Raw genomic sequence first — 19,999 nt, 5'->3', positions numbered from 1 at the left:
GCATGACGAAGGAGAACGGCAAAGGGGCAGCACGTTCGGACAAGGCGCTTGCCCATCGACTGAAACGCATGCGCGCGGAGTCCCTGCAACCGTTCCAGGGATCTGCCCCCGGAGATGCCGCCTCGCAGGAGGCGGCATCCGTCGACTGCGGGTGGGGGCGCCTGATATTCGCGCAGACATTTTCCGAGGCGGAGGATTTGCTGGACGCCTTGCGCCAGGAGGGCGCGGAGCGGCGCGACATCGCACTCTACGTCCGCGATCCGCACGTGCTGCTGGCAGCCGCCCCGCAGGAGGTGTTCCTCGACCCCTCACACACTTTCCGTCTCGACCTGTCGACCTATCGTTCCAGCCGTCGCCAGTCGGGCGGGTATTTCGTACGGCGCCTTTCGTCCGAGGCTGACGCCCGCGCGGTCAACCGCATCTATACGGCGCGTGGCATGGTACAGGTCAGGCCGGACTTCTTCTGGTCGAACCGCGACAACCGGGCGATCACCTATTTTGTCGCGGAGGACGATGCATCCGGCGAGATCATCGGCACGGTGACCGGCATCGACCATGGCCGCGCCTTCGACGATCCCGAGCATGGCTCGTCGCTTTGGTGCCTGGCGGTCGACCCTCAGGCGCGCCATCCCGGCATCGGCGAGATGCTGGTGCGCCGCCTGGCCGAGCACTTCTCGGCCCGTGGCGCCGCCTACATGGATCTGTCGGTCCTGCACGACAACGACCAGGCGATCGCTTTGTATGAAAAGCTCGGCTTTCGGCGCGTCCCGGTCTTCGCGGTGAAGCGCAAGAACCCGATCAACGAAAAGCTCTTCGCGCGACCCCTCGAAGCGTATGACGAACTCAACCCGTACGCGCGCCTCATCGTCGACGAGGCGCATCGGCGTGGCGTCCATGTGGAGATCACCGACGCGGAGGGTGGCTTCTTCCGGCTTTCCCATGGTGGTCGCTCGGTGCACTGCCGCGAAAGCCTGTCGGAGCTGACGTCTGGCGTGGCGATGTCGATCTGCGACGACAAGGCCGTCACGCGCCGCGTCGTCGAGCGCGCTGGACTCATGGTGCCAGAGCAGATGACGGCGACCGGCGACACGGATGCCATCAAGGCGTTCCTGGAAAAGCACCGGCGCGTCGTCGTCAAGCCGGCCCGCGGCGAGCAGGGTCGCGGCGTTGCCGTCGGCCTGGAGACGATAGACGACGTCGAACGTGCGGTTTCGGTGGCCCGCGAAGTGTGTGACCGGGTGCTCATCGAAGCATGCTTCGACGGCGAGGATCTGCGGCTCGTCGTCATCGACTTCAAGCTGGTGGCTGCCGCCGTGCGGCGACCGCCGCGCATTGTCGGAGACGGCACCAAGAAGATACGCAGCCTGATCGCCAGCCAGTCGCGCCGACGCGCCGCTGCGACGGGTGGCGAAAGCAAGATACCGATCGATGCAGAGACGGAGCGTTGTCTCGCCGCCTCCGGCCTCACGCTCGACAGCGTGCCGGACGAGGGCCAGGAGGTGGTGGTGCGCAAGGCCGCCAACCTGCACACCGGCGGTTCGATCCATGACGTGACGGGCGTCGTCCACCACCGGCTGGTGGAAGCGGCGGTCGCTGCCGCGCGCGCGATCGACATCCCGGTCGTCGGCATCGATTTCATGGTGCGTTCGCCGAGCGAGCCCGACTATGTCTTCATCGAGGCGAATGAGCGACCCGGCCTGGCCAACCATGAACCGCAGCCGACGGCGGAACGCTTTATCGACCTGCTATTTCCACTTTCGGGACACCGCGCGGCTGCCCAGGCTCTCGGCAAATTGTGACCATGAGAATTGACGAAGACTACCTCGTTGCGCAGCTGAAGGCGCTGCTCTCCATCGACAGTCCGACCGGCTACACCGACCAGGTCGTGCACCACTGCTCGCGCGAGCTCGAGCGTCTCGGCCTCACGCCGGAACTGACACGGCGCGGCGCCATCCGTGCCGTGCGCCAGGGCAGCCGCCGCAAGGGCGCGCGGGCCATCGTCGCGCATCTCGACACGCTTGGCGCCCAGGTGAAGCTGGTCAAGGAGAACGGCCGCCTCGAACTCGTGCCCATCGGCCACTGGTCGGCGCGCTTCGCGGAAGGCGGACGGGTGACGCTTTATAGTGAGCAGGGCAGCTTCCGCGGTACCGTGCTGCCGCTCAAGGCCTCGGGTCACACCTTCAACGACGAGGTCGACACGCTGCCTGTCGGTTGGGATTATGTCGAACTCAGGATCGACGCGATTACGCAATCGCGTTCCGAGACACGTGCGCTGGGCATCGACGTCGGCGACTTCGTCGCCTTCGACACAGGCGCCGAGTTCCTCGATAACGGCTACATCAACTCGCGCCATCTCGACGACAAGGCCGGCGTGGCCATCTCGCTGGCGGCGATCGAGGCGCTGGAGCGCGAGCAGATCACCACGCCGGTGGATGTCCACTGGCTCTTCACCATCGCCGAGGAAGTCGGCGTCGGCGCGGCGTCGATCGTTACGTCCGAGATCGCGTCCATGGTGACGATCGACAACGGCACCACGGCACCGGGACAGAACTCGTCGGAATTCGGGGTGACGATCGCCATGGCCGACCAGGCCGGGCCCTTCGACTATCACCTGACAAAGAAGCTCGTCGATCTCTGTCGGGAGGAGAACATCCCGTTCCAGAAGGATCTTTTCCGCTACTACCGCTCGGACTCCGCCTCGGCGATCGAGGCAGGGCACGACGTGCGCACCGCGCTCGCGACATTCGGCATCGACGCCTCGCATGGCTACGAGCGCATCCATGTCCATGCGCTGAATTCAGTCGCCGAACTCGTTGCCGCCTATGCCGCCAGTCCGCTGGAGATCCCGCGCGACACCAAGGAGGTGTCGGGACGCAAGGGGTTCCCCCGCCAGCCCACCGCGCAGGCGGACCAGCCGGAGTTCGATCCCGAGAACATCCCCAGCGTCGAGTAGCCCTTAGCGCCTGACGATGATGCGTGTGTTCTTCAGCCCTTCACGCTGCGCCAGTTCGAACAGAACCCGCGCATTGTCCGGATGCAGCCGCACGCAGCCGGCGGAAGCCGGCCGGCCGAGCCGGTTGACCTGGTTTGTGCCGTGGACCGCATAGTTGCCGCTGTAGAAGATCGAGTACGGCATCGGTGCGTTGTTGTAACGGCTCGACTTGTGGTTCTTGGACAGCCACTTCGCCGACCATGTTCCCGATGGCGTGATCTTGCCCGGGCGCGCCGTCGATACCTTCCAGCGATACTTGACCTTTCCGCGATGGGTCACGGTCATCGTCTGGGAGGATATGTCGACATTTGCGACGAGCGTGTTGGCCTGGACGGTACCGGACGCGCCGAGCGTCACAGCAAACGCCAGCGCGATGCTTGCGAACAGTTTCATGATTTTCCCAAACCCCTGCCTAAGACATGAACAAGTTAGAGTAGTAAAAATCTAGCACCAATTCATTTTCTTGTTATGAAAGAGCAGGATGAATTTATCCTTGCCTGCGGCATGGTCGCGAGCTGACATGGCGGACTATATTGGGCGGTTGGCGCGGTCAACCACAGATGCCGCCAGACCCAACTTCGGGCGAATGATGCTGCCATCGATGGCTTCGAGCGTGCCGGCGCGATTGAGCGTGTGCAGCCTGCGGCCGGGCCAGGCAGCAACGCCCGGCGCCAGATGTGTCTCGATCGACTGTTCGAAGTGCTCGGGATCGAGATGGTCGATGCGCGCGAGGTTCAACGCCGCGCCATAGCCGTGCCGACAATCCTGGACCGGTCGCATCAGTGCGCCATTCTGGATGACGAAATTGCCGGCTGGCCGTGCGGACCTGTCATCCACCATTACCGGATTGCCCGCATGCGGCAGCCAGGGGTCGAAGAGCCCGTCGGCGTGCCAGATCGACAGAGCGTCCGAGTATCCTCCGACGCCGTCGCGCACCACCGCGAACATGTAGAACCGGCCTTCATGCTGGACGACGGTCGCATCGGCCGCCTCCAGGCCGCTGAGCAATGCGCCGTGGCGCTGCCAGCGATGGGGGAAGTCGACGGCACGGTAGATGCTGACCTCGCCGCTCAACGAGGCTTCCGGGATCATCCAGATTTCTCCGTCGGCCTCGATGAGGAACGGATAGGAGAGATGCCAAGGTTCTTCAATGACGGGTACGACTGGGCCGGGCACGCCATCCTCGTCAAACACGACGACCGATATGATGCCCTTGTTGGTCTTGTGGTCGAGGTCCTCGAAGAACAGGTGGTCGCGGCCGCCATGGCGGAACGGAAAAGGGTCTGCGTAGAAATGATCGCCGGGATCGGCAAGGATGTTCCAGGCCTTTCCGCCGAGATCCCGCCGGCTCCAAACGTCCTGAGCCTCCGTCGTGTGTCGCCAGCCGACGCGCCAGTGAGGCGCATGGCAGCATAGCCGATATGCCGCGCGCGCGGCGGCCATTGCCGTCATCTTCGAGCTGCGGCGAACCACGTCGGAGCGCGTCAGCGGATGCACCGCGCGCGTAGGGGCCTGTCCTGTTTCGCGTGGCGAAGCCAGGGCCTTCTCGATCAGCATGAGGACCCGCGACCACACGGCCTCCATCGCGCCGCCGATGCCGCTCGCGGCCTCCAGCGACGCGACGCCGTTTGCGACGACAACCACTTCTTCGCCGGGACTGCTGCTCAAGATGGAGATTTGCGGCGTGCCGTTGAAGAACAGCGCGGAGGCAAGTGCTGATTCTCCCGGCGCGCCGTCATAGAGAGGCCGCAAGACCTTGGCGGTTGCATGCTCGACGCCGGCCTCGGTCAGATCGATGACGATATCTGGCTCGGCGGTGGAGGGGATGCCGAGTAACGCGTTGAGCCTGTCTTCCCCGATGAGGTCCGACCAGCATGACCTGCCACGCCGCAGGACCATTCGTTCCAAGGTCAACAGAGTTTCCAGCGCGGTGTCACGCATCGCTCCGGTGGAAGAGATTTCGACGGTGACGCTTGACCCGGGCCGGCGCGCCAGCCGTTCCGCCAGCGCCGGTACGAAAGCCGAAAGAGCGTGAGCGTCGGCGACGATGCGGATCGATTGGCGCGCGTTCATCGGTCCTCCTCACCAACGATCAGGGCACGATAGGCATCGACCATTGCGCCGACCGAATAGCGCTCGGACAGGCGGCGTCCGAGTGTCGAGAGATGCTCCGCGATGCATGCGTCCTCCATCACCTGGCTGATGGCTTTGGCGAAAGCGGGCGTATCGCTGGCGTCGACGAAGACCGCACACGGTTCACCGTCGACATCAAGCACTTCGCGCAGCACGGGCAGATCCTGCGCCACGACGGGAACACCCGCTTGCGCAGCTTCGACGGCAGCCAGTCCAAAAGTTTCCGCCTCGCTGGGAAAGACGAAAAGGTCCAGCCCCGCCAGGAAATCGCCAACGGCATCTGCGTCCATCTCGCCCGCGAAATGCACGCGTTCGGCCACACCGTGTTCTCGCGCGATCGATCGAAGCCGTTCCAGATCCGGTCCCTGTCCGGCGATGGCGAGATGGGCGGTGGGTAGATGGGTCAGCGTGGCGACGGCAAGATCGATCCGCTTGAGTGGATGCAGCCTGGCAACCGTCCCCATCAGCGGCACGTCGCGAGGAAGACCGAACCGCGCGCGTGCATCCTGCTTTGCAAGGCTGCTCGTGCGCTGGGAAAAGCCGTGCGGCACATGCACGATGCGCCGTGTATAGCGCGAGGGATAGGCCTGATAGTCGCGCCGCGTCGCCTGGGAATTGACGGTAATGACGTCGTAGAACCCCGCGAGCCCGACGAGCCTGTCGATGAAACGCACCGGGCCGCTGATCGTGGCCGGCGCGGAGACATGGTTTGCGATGATCCGCGGCACGCCGACCAATCGTGCGGCCGGTGCGGCGACGATGTTGCCATAGTGCTGGAACGTCAGAACGACGTCCGGTCGCAGGCGACGGATGATCGCGAAGAGCCGGCCGATGAAGCGCATGGCATCGAATGGCCCGCGTGGGCGTTCGCGAGCGACGAATTGCACATTCGGAAACCCATCGCAGCCAGCGGTTTTGCGATAAAGGAAGAGGTGATGAACCTCGAAGCCGCCGCCGGCCGCTGAAGCCAGTTCATTGCCGAGCAGGCGCGAGATTTCCTGTGCGCCGGCCATCTCGGCCTGGGTCTGCACGAAGAGAATTCGAGGCGGGCGGCTTCCGCGGCTGGCGGTCATGGGTCGGCAATCGCTGGTTTCGGGAGACTGACTGCTAAACCCTGTGTGGCTTCGGCCCGGTTAAGCGCGCGGGCATTGTGCCGCTGTGGTCAACAAAGCGTTTCCCGTCATTCTCCGCAAGGCGCTCGCTGATGTAGGAGCGAAGCGAGAAGGCGATCACGGCGAAGATGATGATCGACGAGGAAGTCGATCGGCCCGCTTCGTTCTCCACCAGGTTGCCCACGGCGAAGCTGTTGAGAAGCGCGAAGGCGAGTGCGAGGAACCGGTCCTTCATGGTGCCGATCGCCACCAGCAGCAGGACATAGCAAAGTGCGAGACCGAGCGTGAACAGAAGGAAGCCGACCACCCCGCCTTCGACCAGGATGGTGATGTATCCGTTGTGGAAATTGTCGAGCACCCAGCCGTGAATGTCCTGGAACGCGATCATTCGTTCTTCGGTCCAGAACCCGCTGACGCCGTGGCCGAACAACTCTCGCCCGGCCATCTGCGTGAGCCCATACTCCCAGATCGTGGTTCTGCTGTTTGTGTCGATCGTCAGGCCGACGATGCCGATCTTGTCGGCGTCGATGACAAAGGTGGACACGCCGAGATTGATCAGCGGGACCGAGAACAGCAGCAGCGCGAGGAGTACTAGTCTCTGAAGCAGTCGGGGGGCATAGGCGAGAAGCAGCGAAGCAATCCCGAGCAGTGAGGTCAGTTGTGCACCGCGCGAGCCCGCCATGTAGACGCCGAGTGCGGCTAGCGCCACGACAATTGAACGACCCGCCAGCGCCCATGCCTGCCGACCCGGGGTCGCCCGCGGCCGCAGGGGTATCGCAAGGCCGGCGACAAGGGTAAGCGCGGAGAGCGCTCCCATGCCGTTCTTCTGTGGCGAAAGCCCTTTCCATTTGCCTGCATGTTCCCAGCCGGTCTCCACCCCGATCGAGGGCACGAGGACGGCGACGAACACGGAGGCGACCACGAATGTCGCTGTCGCCGCGAAGAGTATGCGGAGCGTCTCATCCAGTGGCTTGAGATTGGCGATGCTCAAACAGGTCAGCATCGCGGCGAGGATAAGCATCGCCTTGATGTAAGTGTCGGGTTGCTGAACGCTCCAGAATGCCGAAAGCGAAACGTAGAAGAGAAAGGTCGAGATCAATGCCGCTTCGGCACTTCTTGGAACACGAAGCCCCACCGCCATGTAGGCTGTGAAAATGATGAATCCGGACAGGGTCAGGAACACCACATACCGAAGCGGGGTGAGAATCGCCGGCATCTCTTCGCCCGGCAACCACATCGACAGCAGGAAGAAAATGAAGAGGACGACGTTGAAGGTGCGTTTCGAAATGGTCATGCGGCGGTTCCGCCGGCCTTCCTCGCCGAATGCGCGGGGCCATCCAGGCCCAATCCTATGCCGCAGCCTAGCCGCCAATCGTTAACGCGGCGCTAACCAAGAGCCGCCGCCTCCTCGCTCCGACGCCTGCGCGCCTGCACGTAACCGATCATTAACGCTGCTCGACCATAAGGTTGGGAGGAACGGTGAGGAGTTCCGGCCGGCAAGAAGAGGTGATCGGGGAATGACGCGCCGCCAGCCCACGGAGGCACATCGACATAACAGGGGCGACGCGCAGGCTCTGGAGCACTACCTCCAGATCGACATTGCCCGGCTTCTCCACTGGCTTCGAGTCAAGTTCCGCTGGATCGTCGGCGCTGCGATCGTCGGCGTCGTGCTGGCTGTCACCTATGCCGTGGTCACCCCGCATCGCTACACGGTGACGAGTGAAATTCTGGTCGATCCGTCCGGGCTTCAGGTCGTCACCGACGATCTCTACGGGCGATCGGAGCAGCGCGACACGCAACTGCTCAACGTCGACGGCAAGCTTCAGACGCTGTTGTCGCGCAATGTGCTCTTGCGCGTCGTCGATCGGCTCGACCTGACCAGCGACGAGGAATTCATACCACCACGATCGCCGTTCAGCTTCAGCTTCGGGGTTGGGCAAGGGGGACCACGGGTCGATCCCGCCATCGTGGCGCTCGATGCGTTGCGGCGCCGCGCAACTGCTCGCCGCGACGAGCGATCCTTCGTCATCACGCTGTCTGTCTGGAGTCGCGATGCGCAGAAATCGGTCCGCATCTCCGAGGTGATCATCGAGGAATTCAAGGCGGAACTGATCGCGGGCGATGCCGAAGGCGCAGGACGGACGGCAGCGGCGCTGTCGGCGCGCCTTTCCGAACTGCGTGCCGGCGTCAACGACGCCGAAGAGGAGGTCGAGGCGTTCCGGCAGGCCAACGGCCTTCGCGTCAGCAGCGGCGAACTGATCAGCAGCCGGTCGATGTCGCAGGTCGACGGCCAGCTTCGCGAAGCGCGCGAGCGCTTGATCGCCGCCCAGTCCCGTTATGACGCACTCGCGTCCGGCGACAGCAACTCGATGGCGATCCAGTCGTCGACGTTGTCTGCGCTGCGGACACAATATGCCACTTTGAAACAACAATCCGACGCGCAGTCGGCAACGCTGGGGCCACGCCATCCGCGCCGCCAGAGTATCGAATTGGAACTGCGTTCGCTGCAAAGCGAGATCGAGGCTGAAGTTCAGCGCCTCTTGCGTGCCGCGCAGAACGAATTGGAACAAGCCCGGTCGGTCGTTGCGGCGCTCGAGAGCGAAGCGACCGAGGTATCGAGCGACGTCTTTTCAGAGAACGAAGCGCAGATCAGACTTCGCGAACTGACGAGGGAAGCTGCCGCGCGCAGCACCATCTACGAGAATTTCCTTGCCCGCTCGCGCGTGGCCACCGAGCGCCAGCAACTCGACAGCACCAATGTCCGTGTCATCTCGCCACCTATTCCGCCGCGCTCGCGGAGTTGGCCGCCGAGCCTGAAGCAGGCGGTCGCCTTCGGAGGTGCTGCTGGGTTCACCCTCGGCAGCCTGGGCGTGCTGGTTTTCGGCATAGCGACCGACATGCATCGCGGCCCGTCCCGCCAACCCTTGCCAAGGACGGGCGCTGCTCCGCGCCGGACCGCGTCCCCCCCGGCCAGGTCGCAGCAGCAGCCGCTGCAACCAACCGATCCGGTGCCCGCCGCACCCGGCTCGTTGCTGAACGCCGCGCCGCGTCGAGCGGCGCCTCGACAGACCGCACACGATCCGCGCGGCAGGCTGGCACGCGAGGACCTGCCGTACGACCCCTACGCACGGCGTTGAAGCAGCGGCTGGAAATCTAAATAGTATGCACGCGGAGTCGGGCTGCACGATGCATTGATCGTGTGGCCTCTCATTGCAACAATTTCCGAAGTGCTGGTGACGGAATATTAACCGCTCTTGGGATCGCCCCAGAGGCTTTAACCGCTTCGGCATGCTTCCTGCAGTAACGGATTGTACCTTCTTGGCTGTTCAACGATGGGACAGTTGCAAGAAAAAGCATTCGTATCGTCCTCTTGTCATCCACGCGCGCTGCGGGCGGAACACTTACAGGGAGAGCATCAAAATGAACTCGATGGTCATGAATGGCGACATCATCAGTAACTGGGAAGGGCGTCATGAGCGTCTCTTCGGCAACGAGGTCGTCCGGCTCAATCATCGCCTGCGTGAAAGCGGCATGTTCACGCGGGAGGCTATCGGACGTCTGATCGAACGGTGCCCGGCTCGTGAACTCGGAATCGAGTCGATGGACACCGACACCAACAACAAGGAACGCCTTTACGGTGTTCTTGGCGACGCGAGCGGTCTCCAGGCTCTCGAGGCGATCGAGAAGGGACGCATATGGATGAACATCCGTCGTGTCATGGACTGGGCGCCGGAGTATCGAAGGCTCCTGGACGACATCTTCAGCGAGTTTCAGGGACGCATGCCTGGCTTCGAGACGTTCAAGCGCAATATGGGCGTACTCGTCTCGTCGCCCGATGCGAATGTCTACTATCACGCAGACATTCAGGGTCAGTCACTCTGGCAGATCGAAGGCGTCAAGCGCGTCTATCTCTATCCTCGCTCAGAAGTGTTCGTGGCTGGCAGCCATGTTGAGAAGATTCTGCTTCGTGAGACCGACGAGAACATGCCCTACGAGCCATGGTTCGACGATTACGCGACGGTTGTCGATCTGCAGCCAGGGGAGATGGTGACGTGGCCGCTCTATGCGCCTCACCGCGTCCATAATCACGACTGCCTGAATATTTCGGTGACCATGGAGCACTGGACGAAGGACATCTGGAACTCCTACGCCGTGCATTATGGCAATGGCGTGTTGCGACGCACGCTCGGCGTCGACAATCCGTCCACCAAGCCGTCCGGACTTCACGTTTATCCGAAAGCCGCATCGGCCTTCCTGTGGAAGAAAATGGGACGGCAGATCAAGGGCGACGTCATCAAGCGCCGGGACTTCAAACTTGACCCGCACGCATCAGCCGGGCGTTCACCGATCGCCTGACCGAGATTGTGCCTGCAGGAACGACCGCCTGGCGGATCGGCCGTTCCTGCCAAGAACCCGGCCAATAGTCTTCGCTGGTGCGAGACGACACTGGCCACTCTACGAGGATGCAGCATGCCGACTTTGCCGTTGCGCGAGACCACGACAGACTGGACAGTCAACCGCGAGGAGCGCTTCGACTTCCTGTCGCCTGAATATCGCGTTCTTTACGAGGCGCACGGAGCGACGGCGTTTCAGTCGCCGCTCTGGCAGCACATGCTCCACGATCGCTTCTTGCCGGAAATTGCGGCAACGCAGGCCACTGTGGTGGTTCGGCGAACGACCGGCGGCGAGCCGATCGCGGTCATCCCCCTGGTGTCACAGCGCTCGCACGGAGTGGCAATCTCTCAGTTCGCGGACTTTGGCGTGTGCGACTACAACGCACCCGTCGGCGATAGCGCCGAATTGACACATCTGGCAGCAGATCCACTGTTTCGCGAGCAACTGCGAAAGACTTTCAAGGGGTCTGATGTCGTGATGTTCAGAAAGGTGCGCTCCGACGGCTTCGACATGTCTCGACTGCTCGATGCCAGCAAGAGCAGCGCTGGCGAAAACGCCGGATATGAATGCGAAATCGGCAACGATTTCGATCACTGGCGATCGCGGGTTCTCAATAAGAAGTTTACGAAGGAACTCGGCAGATTGCAGAGGCAAGCAGAGCGGGAGCACGGCAGCTACGAGCACCGCACCGCTGTTGATGAGCGCGAGATCCGCGCTGCTTTTGAATTCTTGCGCGAAGCGCAGATCGATCGGCAGAAGGCGAGCCCGCTATCGAAAAAAACCTACTTCGACTTTTACAGTGACTTCGCGGTTGCCGGCGCGTCCCGTGGCGACGCGATCACCTATGTGAGCTACCTGGCGGGCGAACCGATCGCAGTGCTTTTCGGACCAGCGGGAAAAGGGCAATTCCACCCCGTCCTCATTGGCGCTGATACCAATCGCTTCGCGCGGATGTCCGCTGGCAACCAGATCATCTACCGCCTTATTCAGCAGAGGCTGGGAGAGGGCCACACCCATTTCGACATGGGACTTGGAGACCCGGGATATAAACAGCATTTCCGGCCCACGGAAATGCCGATGCGCAATACGACCCGTTCGCTGACGCCGACCGGGGCTGCGATCTCACTTATCTATCACCATTCGAAGCCGTTGAAGAACATCTTGCGGGAGCTGGTTCCAAATGTTCGATAGCGTGGGCTCGGACTCATCGGCAACAGCACCGATGAGCAACCCTACCATCGGGCAACGTGTCAAAGAGCTGCTTCGCCGCCCTGATGTGCGAGGAATGGCCGTCGTGATCCTGATCAAGGTCATGATGGTGGTCCTCAACTTTACCCTGATCGCACTTGCCGCCCGCGCACTTGATACGCTCGGTTTCGGCTACTACTCCGTGCTTTATTCAGCAGCTGGACTGCTCTTGATCGTCGCGGCGGCGGGGCAGGAACTGTTCGTCATCCGTGGCTGGAACGAGTTTTTCCTGAGCGGCGACGCTGCGGGATTGAAGGGGACGTTCCTATTCAGCTTTGTGTTGAGCGCGTTCGGAAGCCTGACGATCTCGGTGGTCCTGCTGCCGGTGCTGTCCTGGTCTTTCGATTCCCAGACCGCGTTGGCAGTTACATGCTTCATGGCGTTTGCCGCGATGCTTCAGATATCCAATCATCTCCTGCGCACGTCGATTGGCGTGGCAGCGGGCGACGGCCTGGGAAATCTCCTGCAGCTTTCGCCGGCGATCGCCTATCTCGCCTGGAGCATCGCGACGCAGGCCGACGCGACAGTGTCGATGGTGTTCGTAAGCCTGGCAATAGGGACAGTCCTCGCGCTTAGTGTGCATCTGTTCATGATGCACAGGATGGTGGCACGGCTATTTCCAAACCTTGGCAACACACGTGCCAGGGTTGACCGTAAGGCGTGGTTGTGGCGATCCGCAAAATTGTGGGCCTCCAATTGCCTTGAAGCCACCAATCAGTACGTTGATGTCTTGATCATTGGCTATCTTGTGAGCCCGACGGTGGCTGGTGCCTACTTCGTGACCGTCCGACTTGCCAATCTCTTTGCCGCTGCCGCCGACTCCATTAACCTGTTTTCCACACGGCACTTCCCCCGCCTGTATTTTCAGGAGAGCCATGACGAGCTCTCTGAGTTCCTCGACGGACTTGCCTGGATCACGGTTGCATTCATGGCAACCGGGATGCTCGGCGTTGCCGTAGGTGGCTACTTCGTCCTCGATTTCATCAACGAAGACTATGCGACCTACTTTCCAGAGTTGCTGGTCCTCTGTCTCGGAACGGCGGCGGTCGGCATGGCCCGTCCCTGTGGATCAATATTGATGCTTACGGGCCACGAGGGCCGATATCTGAGGATTATCGCGGTATCAGTCGCCTTGCGCGTGGCAGCGCTGCTCGCGCTCATTCCCTCGTTCGGCGTGATGGGTGCGGTGTGCGCAACCGCGGCGTCATTCCTGGTGGCTGCAGCAATGATGCGGCGCGAAGTCAAACTCCTGACGGCGCTCGATCCCACAATCATCAGACTGATCAGGCGTGGATCACGAACGGCCTATGCGACGCCTATCGCGTGAAATGCCACCTGCAAGCGTTCCCAGTCGGGCAGGGGCGCGGCCGTTGCAGGCACCCACTTGCGCATCTTGCGAAGCCGGCTCCTTACCGCTTCCGCCGGGCCACGCAGTTGCGGATAGCGCGCGATCCCGTGCCTGACGAGGCGTCGCGCCGTTGCATCGGCGAGCGCCACCCGGCCCCGAAGGCTTAACGGCTCGTGGCGCTCGTAAAGCCGCATCTCGGTGCCGCTCAGTCGCTGCTTGTAGGCGAATTCGCCGACGCCGATATCGTAGTAGCGAATGCCGCGCGCCATCGTCTCGTCTAGAATGAGCATGAAAGCGATGGTGCCGGGCGAGTAGCGGCGCAACTCGTCACCGTTCATCGTGGTGATCAGGCCATGATGCGTATCGCCGTCGACGAGGCCCATGTCGGTGGCAATGCATTCTCCGTTCAGGAAGAGGCCGCCAAAGAGCACCTCGCCTTTCGGCGCACCGTTCGTAATCACATCCCTGTAGAATGCCTGTACGGACTCATCCATGAAGGGGTCTTCACGTTCGAGCGCAACGAAGCGGCGCCTACGCTGCGCGACCAGTTGCTCGAACAGGTCAAGAGCCTGAGCCTCGCTCTCCGCGACGCGAAATTCCACGTCACCCAGTGTGCCGAGCTTGCGCAGATTGCGCATACCATCCTTGTAGAGCCCGGATCGCTTGTAGTGCTGTGGGTGGTCGACATCGTCGAGTTCGAGCGTCTTGGTGGCCGTTCCCATGTCGACCGTGTCCGGCAGCAGCACCAGCGGATTGGCCCTGCCTGGCTGCAACTCTCCGGGCAGCTTTTTCAGAGACAGTATGTCCGCCTGGGGCAGGACCTTGCGAAGCTGCGCCCATATGTCGGCCATCTGGTGCGGCGTTGGCGAGAACCAGGCCGCGACTTTGGGAGCGAAATAGTCCGACAGGCCGAGGTCGGTCGCTTCGATGTAGCTCAGCGCCGCCGCCTGGCGCTTGAGCAGCGGCAGCACCATGGCGAGCCGGCTAGAGGAACGTTCCCTTACCGTCACGATGAAGGGCGTGCAGTTGCGCGGCACGTGCCGGCAGAAGGCTTCCAGGAAGCGGGCTCTCTGGAAGGGCGTGGCGATGAATTCGTTGCCTTCCGCGGCAAGGGTTCGCTGAATGTCACCGAGGCGAGGGGCCTCGTGCAACTCGAGCACGAAGCCTTCCCGGGAATGCCGTCGATGCTCCGCGCTCGCTCCCCTGTCGGCCACGTCTGTCTCCCCACTTGAATATGCCCGTCAATGCCTGTCGGCACCATGCCGCCGAAAAGCTAAATATGGCTGAATGGACTGTCGAGGGACAGCAAGCGCAAACTTGCCTTGACTGGGTTCGGCTGAAACGGATACGCAGCCTCAAGGGTGGCTGCGCGAATGGAGGAGCCGTCGGCACTGGGCCGGCACTGCTTCGACAGCACTACCTGCACAACAGGGAGAAATAAAAATGGCTTATATTACGAGACGCGCGGCGATGGCCGTGGCGGGCGCGGCGATCATGACCCTCGGCTTTTCCGGAGCGGCGAGCGCGCAACAGGAAATCAAGCTCGGCTACGCGCTGGCAAACACCTCTCACTACGGCGTCGCCGCCAACAAGTGGGAAGAGGTGGTGGAAGCCGAAGCCGGCGATCGCTATTCCTTCACGCATTTCCCGTCGTCCGGCCTCGGCGGTGAGCGCGAAGTGATCGAAGGTCTGCAGCTCGGCACGATCGAAGCGACCATCGTCTCGTCCGGAACGCTGTCGAACTTCGTTCCCGAGACGGGCGTGTTCGACATTCCGTTCCTGTTCCGCGATCTGGACCACGCCCGCACGGTGCTCGACGGCCCGATTGGCCAGGATATCCTCGCCAAGTTCAGCGATGCCGGCCTGGTCGCGCTGGCCTGGGGCGAGCAGGGCTTCCGCCACATCACCAACAACCGCAACGAGATCGGCGGCCCCGATGACGTCGCCGGCCTGAAGCTGCGCACGATGGAAAACCCGATCCACATCACCGCCTTCGAGACGCTGGGCGCGGCGCCCACGCCGATGGCATGGCCCGAGGTGATCGGCGCCCTGCAGCAGGGAACCATCGACGGACAGGAAAATCCCCTCTCGGTGATCACCTCTGCAAAGCTTTCCGAAGTCCAGAAATACCTGACCGTTTCCGGTCATGTATACTCGCCGGCGATGCTGCTCGTGTCCCAGCAGTTGTGGGACGGCATGTCCCCCGAGGACCAAGAACTGTTCAGGAAGGCGACGTCCGAAGCGGTCACCGCGATGCGCGGGTTTGTCGATGAGGTCGAGACCTCCGGCATCGCCCAGCTCAAGGAAGAAGGCATGGAAGTCGGTGAGCTCACGGTCGAGCAGAAGGCCGCGTTCCAGGAGGCGCTTGGCGGTGCCTACGAGACCTACTACGAGACCTACAGCAAGGATCTGATCGACCGGATCATCGCTACCAAGTAAGCCGTTCAGGCACGATGCGACCAATGCCGGCGCGGGCATCTCGCGCCGGCACCAACGAAGGAGCCAGCGGTGAAGACTTTCGAACGTCTTTTCGTGGAACTCAACAAATGGGTTCTCGTCGCGCTTCTCTCGGCAATGTCGGTGATCGTCTTCACCAATGTCTCGATGCGTTATCTCACCAATTTCTCGCTCACCTGGGCCGAGGAAGTGGCACGCTACCTGATGATCTGGATGACGTTTCTGGGCGCGGGTATGGTGCTGCGCATCGGTGGGCACGTCGCCATCACCAATCTCCATGACGTCTTGCCGACGAACGGTCAGCGAATCCTGCGTGTGCTGATCGGGCTGCTGTTGCTCTGCTTCTGCGCCGTGATGATCTGGATCGGTTACGATTACATGTCGCGCATGGGGCGCCAGATGACCCCCGCGACCCGCATCCCGTTCAGCTACGTCTATGCGGCAATGCCGATCGGTTTCGCTCTGCTGGTGCTTCATTTCCTGCTTGTCGCCAGGAGCTACTTTCTCGGCGAGACGCTCGAAGATGCCCAGGTTGGCGACGTGGACCGGCAGGCGTCAGCGGGATGACGCGGATGCACAGGCGGCAACAGCGATGATCGCGATACTCTTCCTTTCCTTCTTCGTTCTGCTGGTCATCGGCGTGCCGGTGGCCTTCGCAATGGCGATGGCAGCCGCTCTCGCCGTGTTCTTCGGTTCCAGCTATCCTCTGATCGTCATTCCCAAGGAGATGTTCTCCGGCCTCGACAGCTTTCCTCTGATGGCGGTGCCGTTCTTCATCCTTGCGGCCGAACTGATGAGCGGTGGGGCGATGACGCACATCTTGCTGCGCTTCGCCTCGCAGTTCGTCGGCCATTTCCGCGGCGGTCTCGGCTATGCGAACGTGCTCTCCTCGACGATGTTCGCCGGCATATCGGGTTCCGCGCTGGCCGATGCGGCGGGCCCCGGCGCCATGATGATCCGGATGATGGAGAAGGGGGGCTACGACAGGGCCTATGCCGGCGCGTTGACGGCGGCCTCCGCCGTGATCGGTCCGATCATCCCGCCCTCGATCATCATGATCCTCTACGCCATGCAGGTCGAGGAGGTGTCGGTCGGAGCCCTGTTCATGGCCGGCATCGTGCCGGGCCTGATGATGATGGTCGTCCTGTGCGCGGCCAACTGGTATGTCTGTCGCCAGCGCGGCTACCGCAGCTCCGAGCCCCGGCCTTCGGCGCGTGAAATGGTCAGGACGAGCTTCTACGCGCTGCCGGCGCTGATGCTCATCGTCATCATCATCGGCGGCATCCGTGCGGGCATATTCACGCCTACCGAAGCCTCGGTGGTGGCGGTGTTCTACGCGCTTGCCTGTGGCATGTTCATCTACCGTTCGCTGAGGATCCGCGACATTCCCGACATCGTGCTGCGGGCTGCGCTGGTCAGCATCGCCGTGCTGCTGATCCTGGCGGCAGCGCGCGCCTTCGCCTGGGTGTTGATCATTCAGAGCGTGCCGCAATCGCTCGCCGCGATCATCGCCGGCTGGGAACTGAGCCCCTTCGTCTTCCTGCTCGCGATCAACGTGCTCCTGCTGGCTTTCGGCCTTTTCATGGATCCGTTGCCCGGTGTCATGGTGCTCGTGCCGATCCTGGCGCCGATCGCACATTCGCTGGGCATCGACCCGATCCAGTTCGCCATGGTCGTGATCGTGAACCTGACGCTCGGCCTGATCACGCCACCCGTGGGCAGCCTTCTCTTCGTTGTGTCATCTGCGGTGAAACTGAGGGTCACCGATCTGGTGCGCGAGATGCCGCCATTCTTCATCGCGCACGTGATCGTCCTGATGCTGCTGACCTTCGTGCCGAGCTTCTCGACATGGCTCCCGCATGTCAGCGGGTTCTGAGTAGGACCAAACGTCTTTGCGCAAAAAAGAACCCCGCGAGTGCCTCGCGGGGTTCTTCGTTTTGAGGATGCGCCAACCGGTGCGGCGGCGCTGATGCCTCAGACGTACCAGATGCCGTCTTCGATGGCGCCGGCTACGCCAGCCTTGTTCTCGTCACTCTCAGCGATGCTGGCCAGAACCTGTGCCATGGAGACGCCGGCATTGAGCTGGCCTTCCCAATAGGCCAGGCCCGCAGCTTCGCCATCGCGACCAAGAACGTTCAGGTAGAGCTTGGAAACGAATTCGGCTGCCGTCGGATTGACGCCGTACACCGCCTGGAATTCGGCCGACGCGATGAAGCCCGCGGCGACGTCGAGCAATGTCGTGCCGGCATCCATGTCATCGATCCAGTAGGACAAGCCCGCTGTATCCGGCGTGCGGTCGAACGCGGCCTGATAGATGCGGTAGGACTGGCCCGCGACGCCGTCGAAATCGAAAGCCAGATAGCCATCGAGGAATGCCAGGCGATCAACGACAGAAGCATCGAACTGGTAGCCTGCACCGTTGACGGAAATGATGCCGGTAGCCGGATCGTAATCGACCGTGACGTCGGCGAACGCCGCGGCTACCGCTTCGAAATTGATGTCGCCGATGTCGATATCCGGATCGGGACCCGGGTCGACCGGACCGACACCGCCGTTGAGCTCGGGGATGTCCTTGATCGGCGTGTCGGCCGGATACTTCGCAAGCAACGTGTTGATCTGTGCTTCGAACTCGGCCTTGCCGAGATTGAAGAGTTCGGGATTCGCGGCCAACTCCTGCCGAGCGAGATTGAGATTCGCTGCGATCTCTTCATCCCAGACGCCATAGGCTCTCAGCAACTCCTCGACCTGGTCGAAAAGCGCGTTGAAATCGGTGATCTCGAGACCCTGCACCAATTGCAGGTAGCCCTGCAGGTCCCCCAGCGTGATTTCATAGTCCATCAGTATTCCTCTCCGTGTTCTTCACGGGCGAAATAATAGCGTTAACGCTGGCCTGTCAATTCCTCTACGTCACCCAGGCGCGTTGTTGCACTGGAGGTTGGAGATTCTGCAAATCCGAAGACGAAAATGGAGACGCGAGGTCGTCTCCTGCGTCCGTCACCAGGCAGCGCGCCCGGTTGACCGTCTAAGTCAGCCAGATGCCATCTTCTATCGAAGGGGAGACGCGCGCGACATTTTCTGGACTCTCCGAGAACCCGGTCAGGACCTGTGCCATGTCGAGCGCACCGCTGTCGATCTGCTCGGCCCAATAGGCAACGCCGCTCGGCTCGCCATCGCGGTCGAGGATGTTCCTGTAGAGCTGGTTTACGTATGCGTCCGTCGAGTCGATGCCGGCATAGAGGTCGGCGAACTCGGCAGATCCCACGAAACTCTCGCCCAGGGCTGCGAGGTCGGTGCCGTTGTCCATCGCGTCGATCCAGTATCGCAGCCCGGCGTCGTCAGGCGTGCGGGCGAAGGCCGCCTGATAGATGCGGTAGGCCTGACCGGCGACACCCTCGACATCAAGGGCGAGAATCCCGTCGGTGAACTGAATCCGCTCGACGTCGAACAGTTGATGACCCGCGACATTCGCGGTGTTGCCCGAGACAGTAGCGGCGTAGCCCGACGCGGGCCCGAGAATCCGGAAAACGTCGGTTCCCAGGCCCCCGAAGACCTCGTCGCTGCCTCCGCTGGCAAGGATGAGATCGTTTCCGTCACCTGCCTCGATCCGGTCGGACAGTTCGGTTCCCAGGATCAGGTTCGTGTCGCCGCTGATGACGACTTTCTGCGTCGCGGCATCAAATCTGGCCTCGTTGGAGGTTTGTCCATAGTAGAGGCGCGCGGCCGCGAGATCGATGGGGCCGAGTTCGACGGTCGACCATGGGCGGTCGTAGGCCATGATGGTGTAGGAGCCGTTGTCACGGTCCGGGTCGATCGTGGGATCGCCTTGAAACGGATGCTTGAAGCCGAGCGCGTGTCCGATCTCGTGAATGAGGATGGAGTAGCCGCGATTGCCGGGGGCGATCTCGTTTGAATCGCCGGCATAAAAGCCGCTGTTCAACCACACGTCGCCGCCCCACCGCGTGTTCTCGTTCATTGGCAGGTCGAAATAGGGGCTGGGCGTGCTTGCCTTTCCACTCAACGGATTGCCGTCGGCGTTCAGTTCGCCGCTCATGTCGTACATGCCGAAGCGTATCTGGCCGCTGATTGCGTCGGGCACCTCGACAAAGGTCAGTCCGGTGTCCCGGGCCCAGAGGGCAAGGCCCTCGCGCACATGCACCTTGTGGTCTTCGGAATAGCCCGCGAATCCAGGCCGTGCAGACGAATCGTAGTCGGCCTGAACCTCCGCGAAACTGTATGTCACGACCGTGGGCGTGCTTAGCGAGTGTCCCGCGTTCCAACGGTTCGCTAGATCGTATCCTGTGAGCGCGAAGATGT

At 62.1% G+C, this 19,999-nt stretch carries 16 protein-coding genes; 9 read left to right on the top strand and 7 right to left on the bottom strand.

Features of this window, described 5'->3' with window-relative positions; all coding sequences use genetic code 11:
• Positions 1-2: 2 nt before the first annotated feature.
• Together ngg and AAFN84_RS08475 are read left to right on the top strand one after the other, a co-directional pair.
• Entirely contained in the window at positions 3-1,799 is a 1,797-nt protein-coding gene (gene ngg / locus AAFN84_RS08480; protein WP_347514128.1) for an N-acetylglutaminylglutamine synthetase, read from the top strand.
• 2 nt (positions 1,800-1,801) lie between these two features.
• Positions 1,802-2,953: an osmoprotectant NAGGN system M42 family peptidase gene (locus AAFN84_RS08475; protein WP_347514127.1), complete on the top strand. Its 1,152-nt coding sequence runs from the start codon at positions 1,802-1,804 to the stop codon at positions 2,951-2,953.
• A gap of 3 nt (positions 2,954-2,956) precedes the next feature.
• Here AAFN84_RS08475 and AAFN84_RS08470 read toward each other — a convergent pair whose 3' ends face one another.
• From AAFN84_RS08470 to AAFN84_RS08455, 4 genes are all read right to left on the bottom strand, one after another.
• The gene (locus tag AAFN84_RS08470) at positions 2,957-3,385 is read right to left on the bottom strand and encodes a L,D-transpeptidase (RefSeq protein ID WP_347514126.1); all 429 of its coding nucleotides are present in this window, start codon (positions 3,383-3,385) and stop codon (positions 2,957-2,959) included.
• Between the two features lie 135 nt (positions 3,386-3,520).
• Positions 3,521-5,065 carry a hypothetical protein gene (locus AAFN84_RS08465; RefSeq protein ID WP_347514125.1) on the bottom strand — a complete coding sequence of 515 codons (1,545 nt, stop codon included), beginning with the start codon at positions 5,063-5,065 and terminating at the stop codon, positions 3,521-3,523.
• Positions 5,062-6,198, bottom strand: a complete 1,137-nt coding sequence (locus tag AAFN84_RS08460; RefSeq protein ID WP_347514124.1) for a glycosyltransferase family 4 protein — start codon at positions 6,196-6,198, stop codon at positions 5,062-5,064. The genes AAFN84_RS08465 and AAFN84_RS08460 overlap by 4 nt, the downstream gene beginning before the upstream one ends.
• Positions 6,199-6,232: 34 nt before the next feature.
• Complete coding sequence (locus AAFN84_RS08455; protein WP_347514123.1) at positions 6,233-7,531, bottom strand: O-antigen ligase family protein; 1,299 nt, start codon at positions 7,529-7,531, stop codon at positions 6,233-6,235.
• Between the two features lie 223 nt (positions 7,532-7,754).
• On the opposite strand from AAFN84_RS08455, the gene AAFN84_RS08450 reads away from it, so the two are divergent.
• The 4 genes from AAFN84_RS08450 (at position 7,755) to AAFN84_RS08435 (ending at position 13,207) form a co-directional block, all read left to right on the top strand.
• Positions 7,755-9,374: a GumC family protein gene (locus AAFN84_RS08450; RefSeq protein WP_347514122.1), complete on the top strand. Its 1,620-nt coding sequence runs from the start codon at positions 7,755-7,757 to the stop codon at positions 9,372-9,374.
• A 283-nt stretch (positions 9,375-9,657) separates the two neighbouring features.
• The gene (locus AAFN84_RS08445; RefSeq protein WP_347514121.1) at positions 9,658-10,593 is read left to right on the top strand and encodes a hypothetical protein; all 936 of its coding nucleotides are present in this window, start codon (positions 9,658-9,660) and stop codon (positions 10,591-10,593) included.
• Between the two features lie 114 nt (positions 10,594-10,707).
• Positions 10,708-11,823, top strand: a complete 1,116-nt coding sequence (locus AAFN84_RS08440; protein WP_347514120.1) for a GNAT family N-acetyltransferase — start codon at positions 10,708-10,710, stop codon at positions 11,821-11,823.
• Positions 11,813-13,207 (top strand): lipopolysaccharide biosynthesis protein, encoded by a 1,395-nt coding sequence (locus AAFN84_RS08435; protein ID WP_347514119.1) that lies wholly within the window; start codon positions 11,813-11,815, stop codon positions 13,205-13,207. The genes AAFN84_RS08440 and AAFN84_RS08435 overlap by 11 nt, the downstream gene beginning before the upstream one ends.
• Here AAFN84_RS08435 and AAFN84_RS08430 read toward each other — a convergent pair.
• Positions 13,186-14,442 carry a GNAT family N-acetyltransferase gene (locus AAFN84_RS08430; RefSeq protein ID WP_347514118.1) on the bottom strand — a complete coding sequence of 419 codons (1,257 nt, stop codon included), beginning with the start codon at positions 14,440-14,442 and terminating at the stop codon, positions 13,186-13,188. The two genes, AAFN84_RS08435 and AAFN84_RS08430, sit on opposite strands and share 22 nt — an antisense overlap.
• 229 nt (positions 14,443-14,671) lie before the next feature.
• Between AAFN84_RS08430 and AAFN84_RS08425 the strand changes: the two genes are divergently transcribed.
• The 3 genes from AAFN84_RS08425 to AAFN84_RS08415 all read left to right on the top strand — a co-directional run bounded on the left by AAFN84_RS08425 (position 14,672) and on the right by AAFN84_RS08415 (position 17,561).
• A complete protein-coding gene (locus tag AAFN84_RS08425) occupies positions 14,672-15,667 on the top strand; it encodes a TRAP transporter substrate-binding protein (RefSeq protein ID WP_347514117.1) in 996 nt (331 codons plus the stop codon).
• Positions 15,668-15,736: 69 nt separating this feature from the next.
• Positions 15,737-16,252, top strand: coding sequence for a TRAP transporter small permease (locus AAFN84_RS08420; RefSeq protein WP_347514116.1), 516 nt, complete (start codon positions 15,737-15,739; stop codon positions 16,250-16,252).
• Between the two features lie 25 nt (positions 16,253-16,277).
• The gene (locus tag AAFN84_RS08415) at positions 16,278-17,561 is read left to right on the top strand and encodes a TRAP transporter large permease (RefSeq protein ID WP_347514115.1); all 1,284 of its coding nucleotides are present in this window, start codon (positions 16,278-16,280) and stop codon (positions 17,559-17,561) included.
• Between the two features lie 98 nt (positions 17,562-17,659).
• Here AAFN84_RS08415 and AAFN84_RS08410 read toward each other — a convergent pair whose 3' ends face one another.
• Together AAFN84_RS08410 and AAFN84_RS08405 are read right to left on the bottom strand one after the other, a co-directional pair.
• Positions 17,660-18,523, bottom strand: a complete 864-nt coding sequence (locus tag AAFN84_RS08410) for a DUF4214 domain-containing protein (RefSeq protein WP_347514114.1) — start codon at positions 18,521-18,523, stop codon at positions 17,660-17,662.
• Positions 18,524-18,707: 184 nt separating this feature from the next.
• Positions 18,708-19,925: a DUF4214 domain-containing protein gene (locus AAFN84_RS08405; RefSeq protein ID WP_347514113.1), complete on the bottom strand. Its 1,218-nt coding sequence runs from the start codon at positions 19,923-19,925 to the stop codon at positions 18,708-18,710.
• Positions 19,926-19,999 lie beyond the last annotated feature (74 nt).

It is taken from the genome of Mesorhizobium sp. CAU 1741, from assembly GCF_039839275.1.
Classification (GTDB): domain Bacteria; phylum Pseudomonadota; class Alphaproteobacteria; order Rhizobiales; family Rhizobiaceae; genus Aerobium.
The sequence above is the reverse complement of the archived record's forward strand: the minus strand, read 5'-3'. Positions and strand labels throughout refer to the sequence as shown.

Excerpts from the sequence above, each read along its gene's own strand:
- AAFN84_RS08445 (WP_347514121.1), top strand. The coding sequence starts at position 9,658 with ATGAACTCGATGGTCATGAATGGCGACATCATCAGTAACTGGGAAGGG.
- AAFN84_RS08435 (WP_347514119.1), top strand. The coding sequence starts at position 11,813 with ATGTTCGATAGCGTGGGCTCGGACTCATCGGCAACAGCACCGATGAGC.
- AAFN84_RS08460 (WP_347514124.1), bottom strand. The coding sequence starts at position 6,198 with ATGACCGCCAGCCGCGGAAGCCGCCCGCCTCGAATTCTCTTCGTGCAG.
- AAFN84_RS08465 (WP_347514125.1), bottom strand. The coding sequence starts at position 5,065 with ATGAACGCGCGCCAATCGATCCGCATCGTCGCCGACGCTCACGCTCTT.
- AAFN84_RS08425 (WP_347514117.1), top strand. The coding sequence starts at position 14,672 with ATGGCTTATATTACGAGACGCGCGGCGATGGCCGTGGCGGGCGCGGCG.
- AAFN84_RS08415 (WP_347514115.1), top strand. The coding sequence starts at position 16,278 with ATGATCGCGATACTCTTCCTTTCCTTCTTCGTTCTGCTGGTCATCGGC.
- AAFN84_RS08455 (WP_347514123.1), bottom strand. The coding sequence starts at position 7,531 with ATGACCATTTCGAAACGCACCTTCAACGTCGTCCTCTTCATTTTCTTC.
- AAFN84_RS08475 (WP_347514127.1), top strand. The coding sequence starts at position 1,802 with ATGAGAATTGACGAAGACTACCTCGTTGCGCAGCTGAAGGCGCTGCTC.
- AAFN84_RS08470 (WP_347514126.1), bottom strand. The coding sequence starts at position 3,385 with ATGAAACTGTTCGCAAGCATCGCGCTGGCGTTTGCTGTGACGCTCGGC.
- AAFN84_RS08440 (WP_347514120.1), top strand. The coding sequence starts at position 10,708 with ATGCCGACTTTGCCGTTGCGCGAGACCACGACAGACTGGACAGTCAAC.
- AAFN84_RS08450 (WP_347514122.1), top strand. The coding sequence starts at position 7,755 with ATGACGCGCCGCCAGCCCACGGAGGCACATCGACATAACAGGGGCGAC.
- AAFN84_RS08410 (WP_347514114.1), bottom strand. The coding sequence starts at position 18,523 with ATGGACTATGAAATCACGCTGGGGGACCTGCAGGGCTACCTGCAATTG.
- ngg (WP_347514128.1), top strand. The coding sequence starts at position 3 with ATGACGAAGGAGAACGGCAAAGGGGCAGCACGTTCGGACAAGGCGCTT.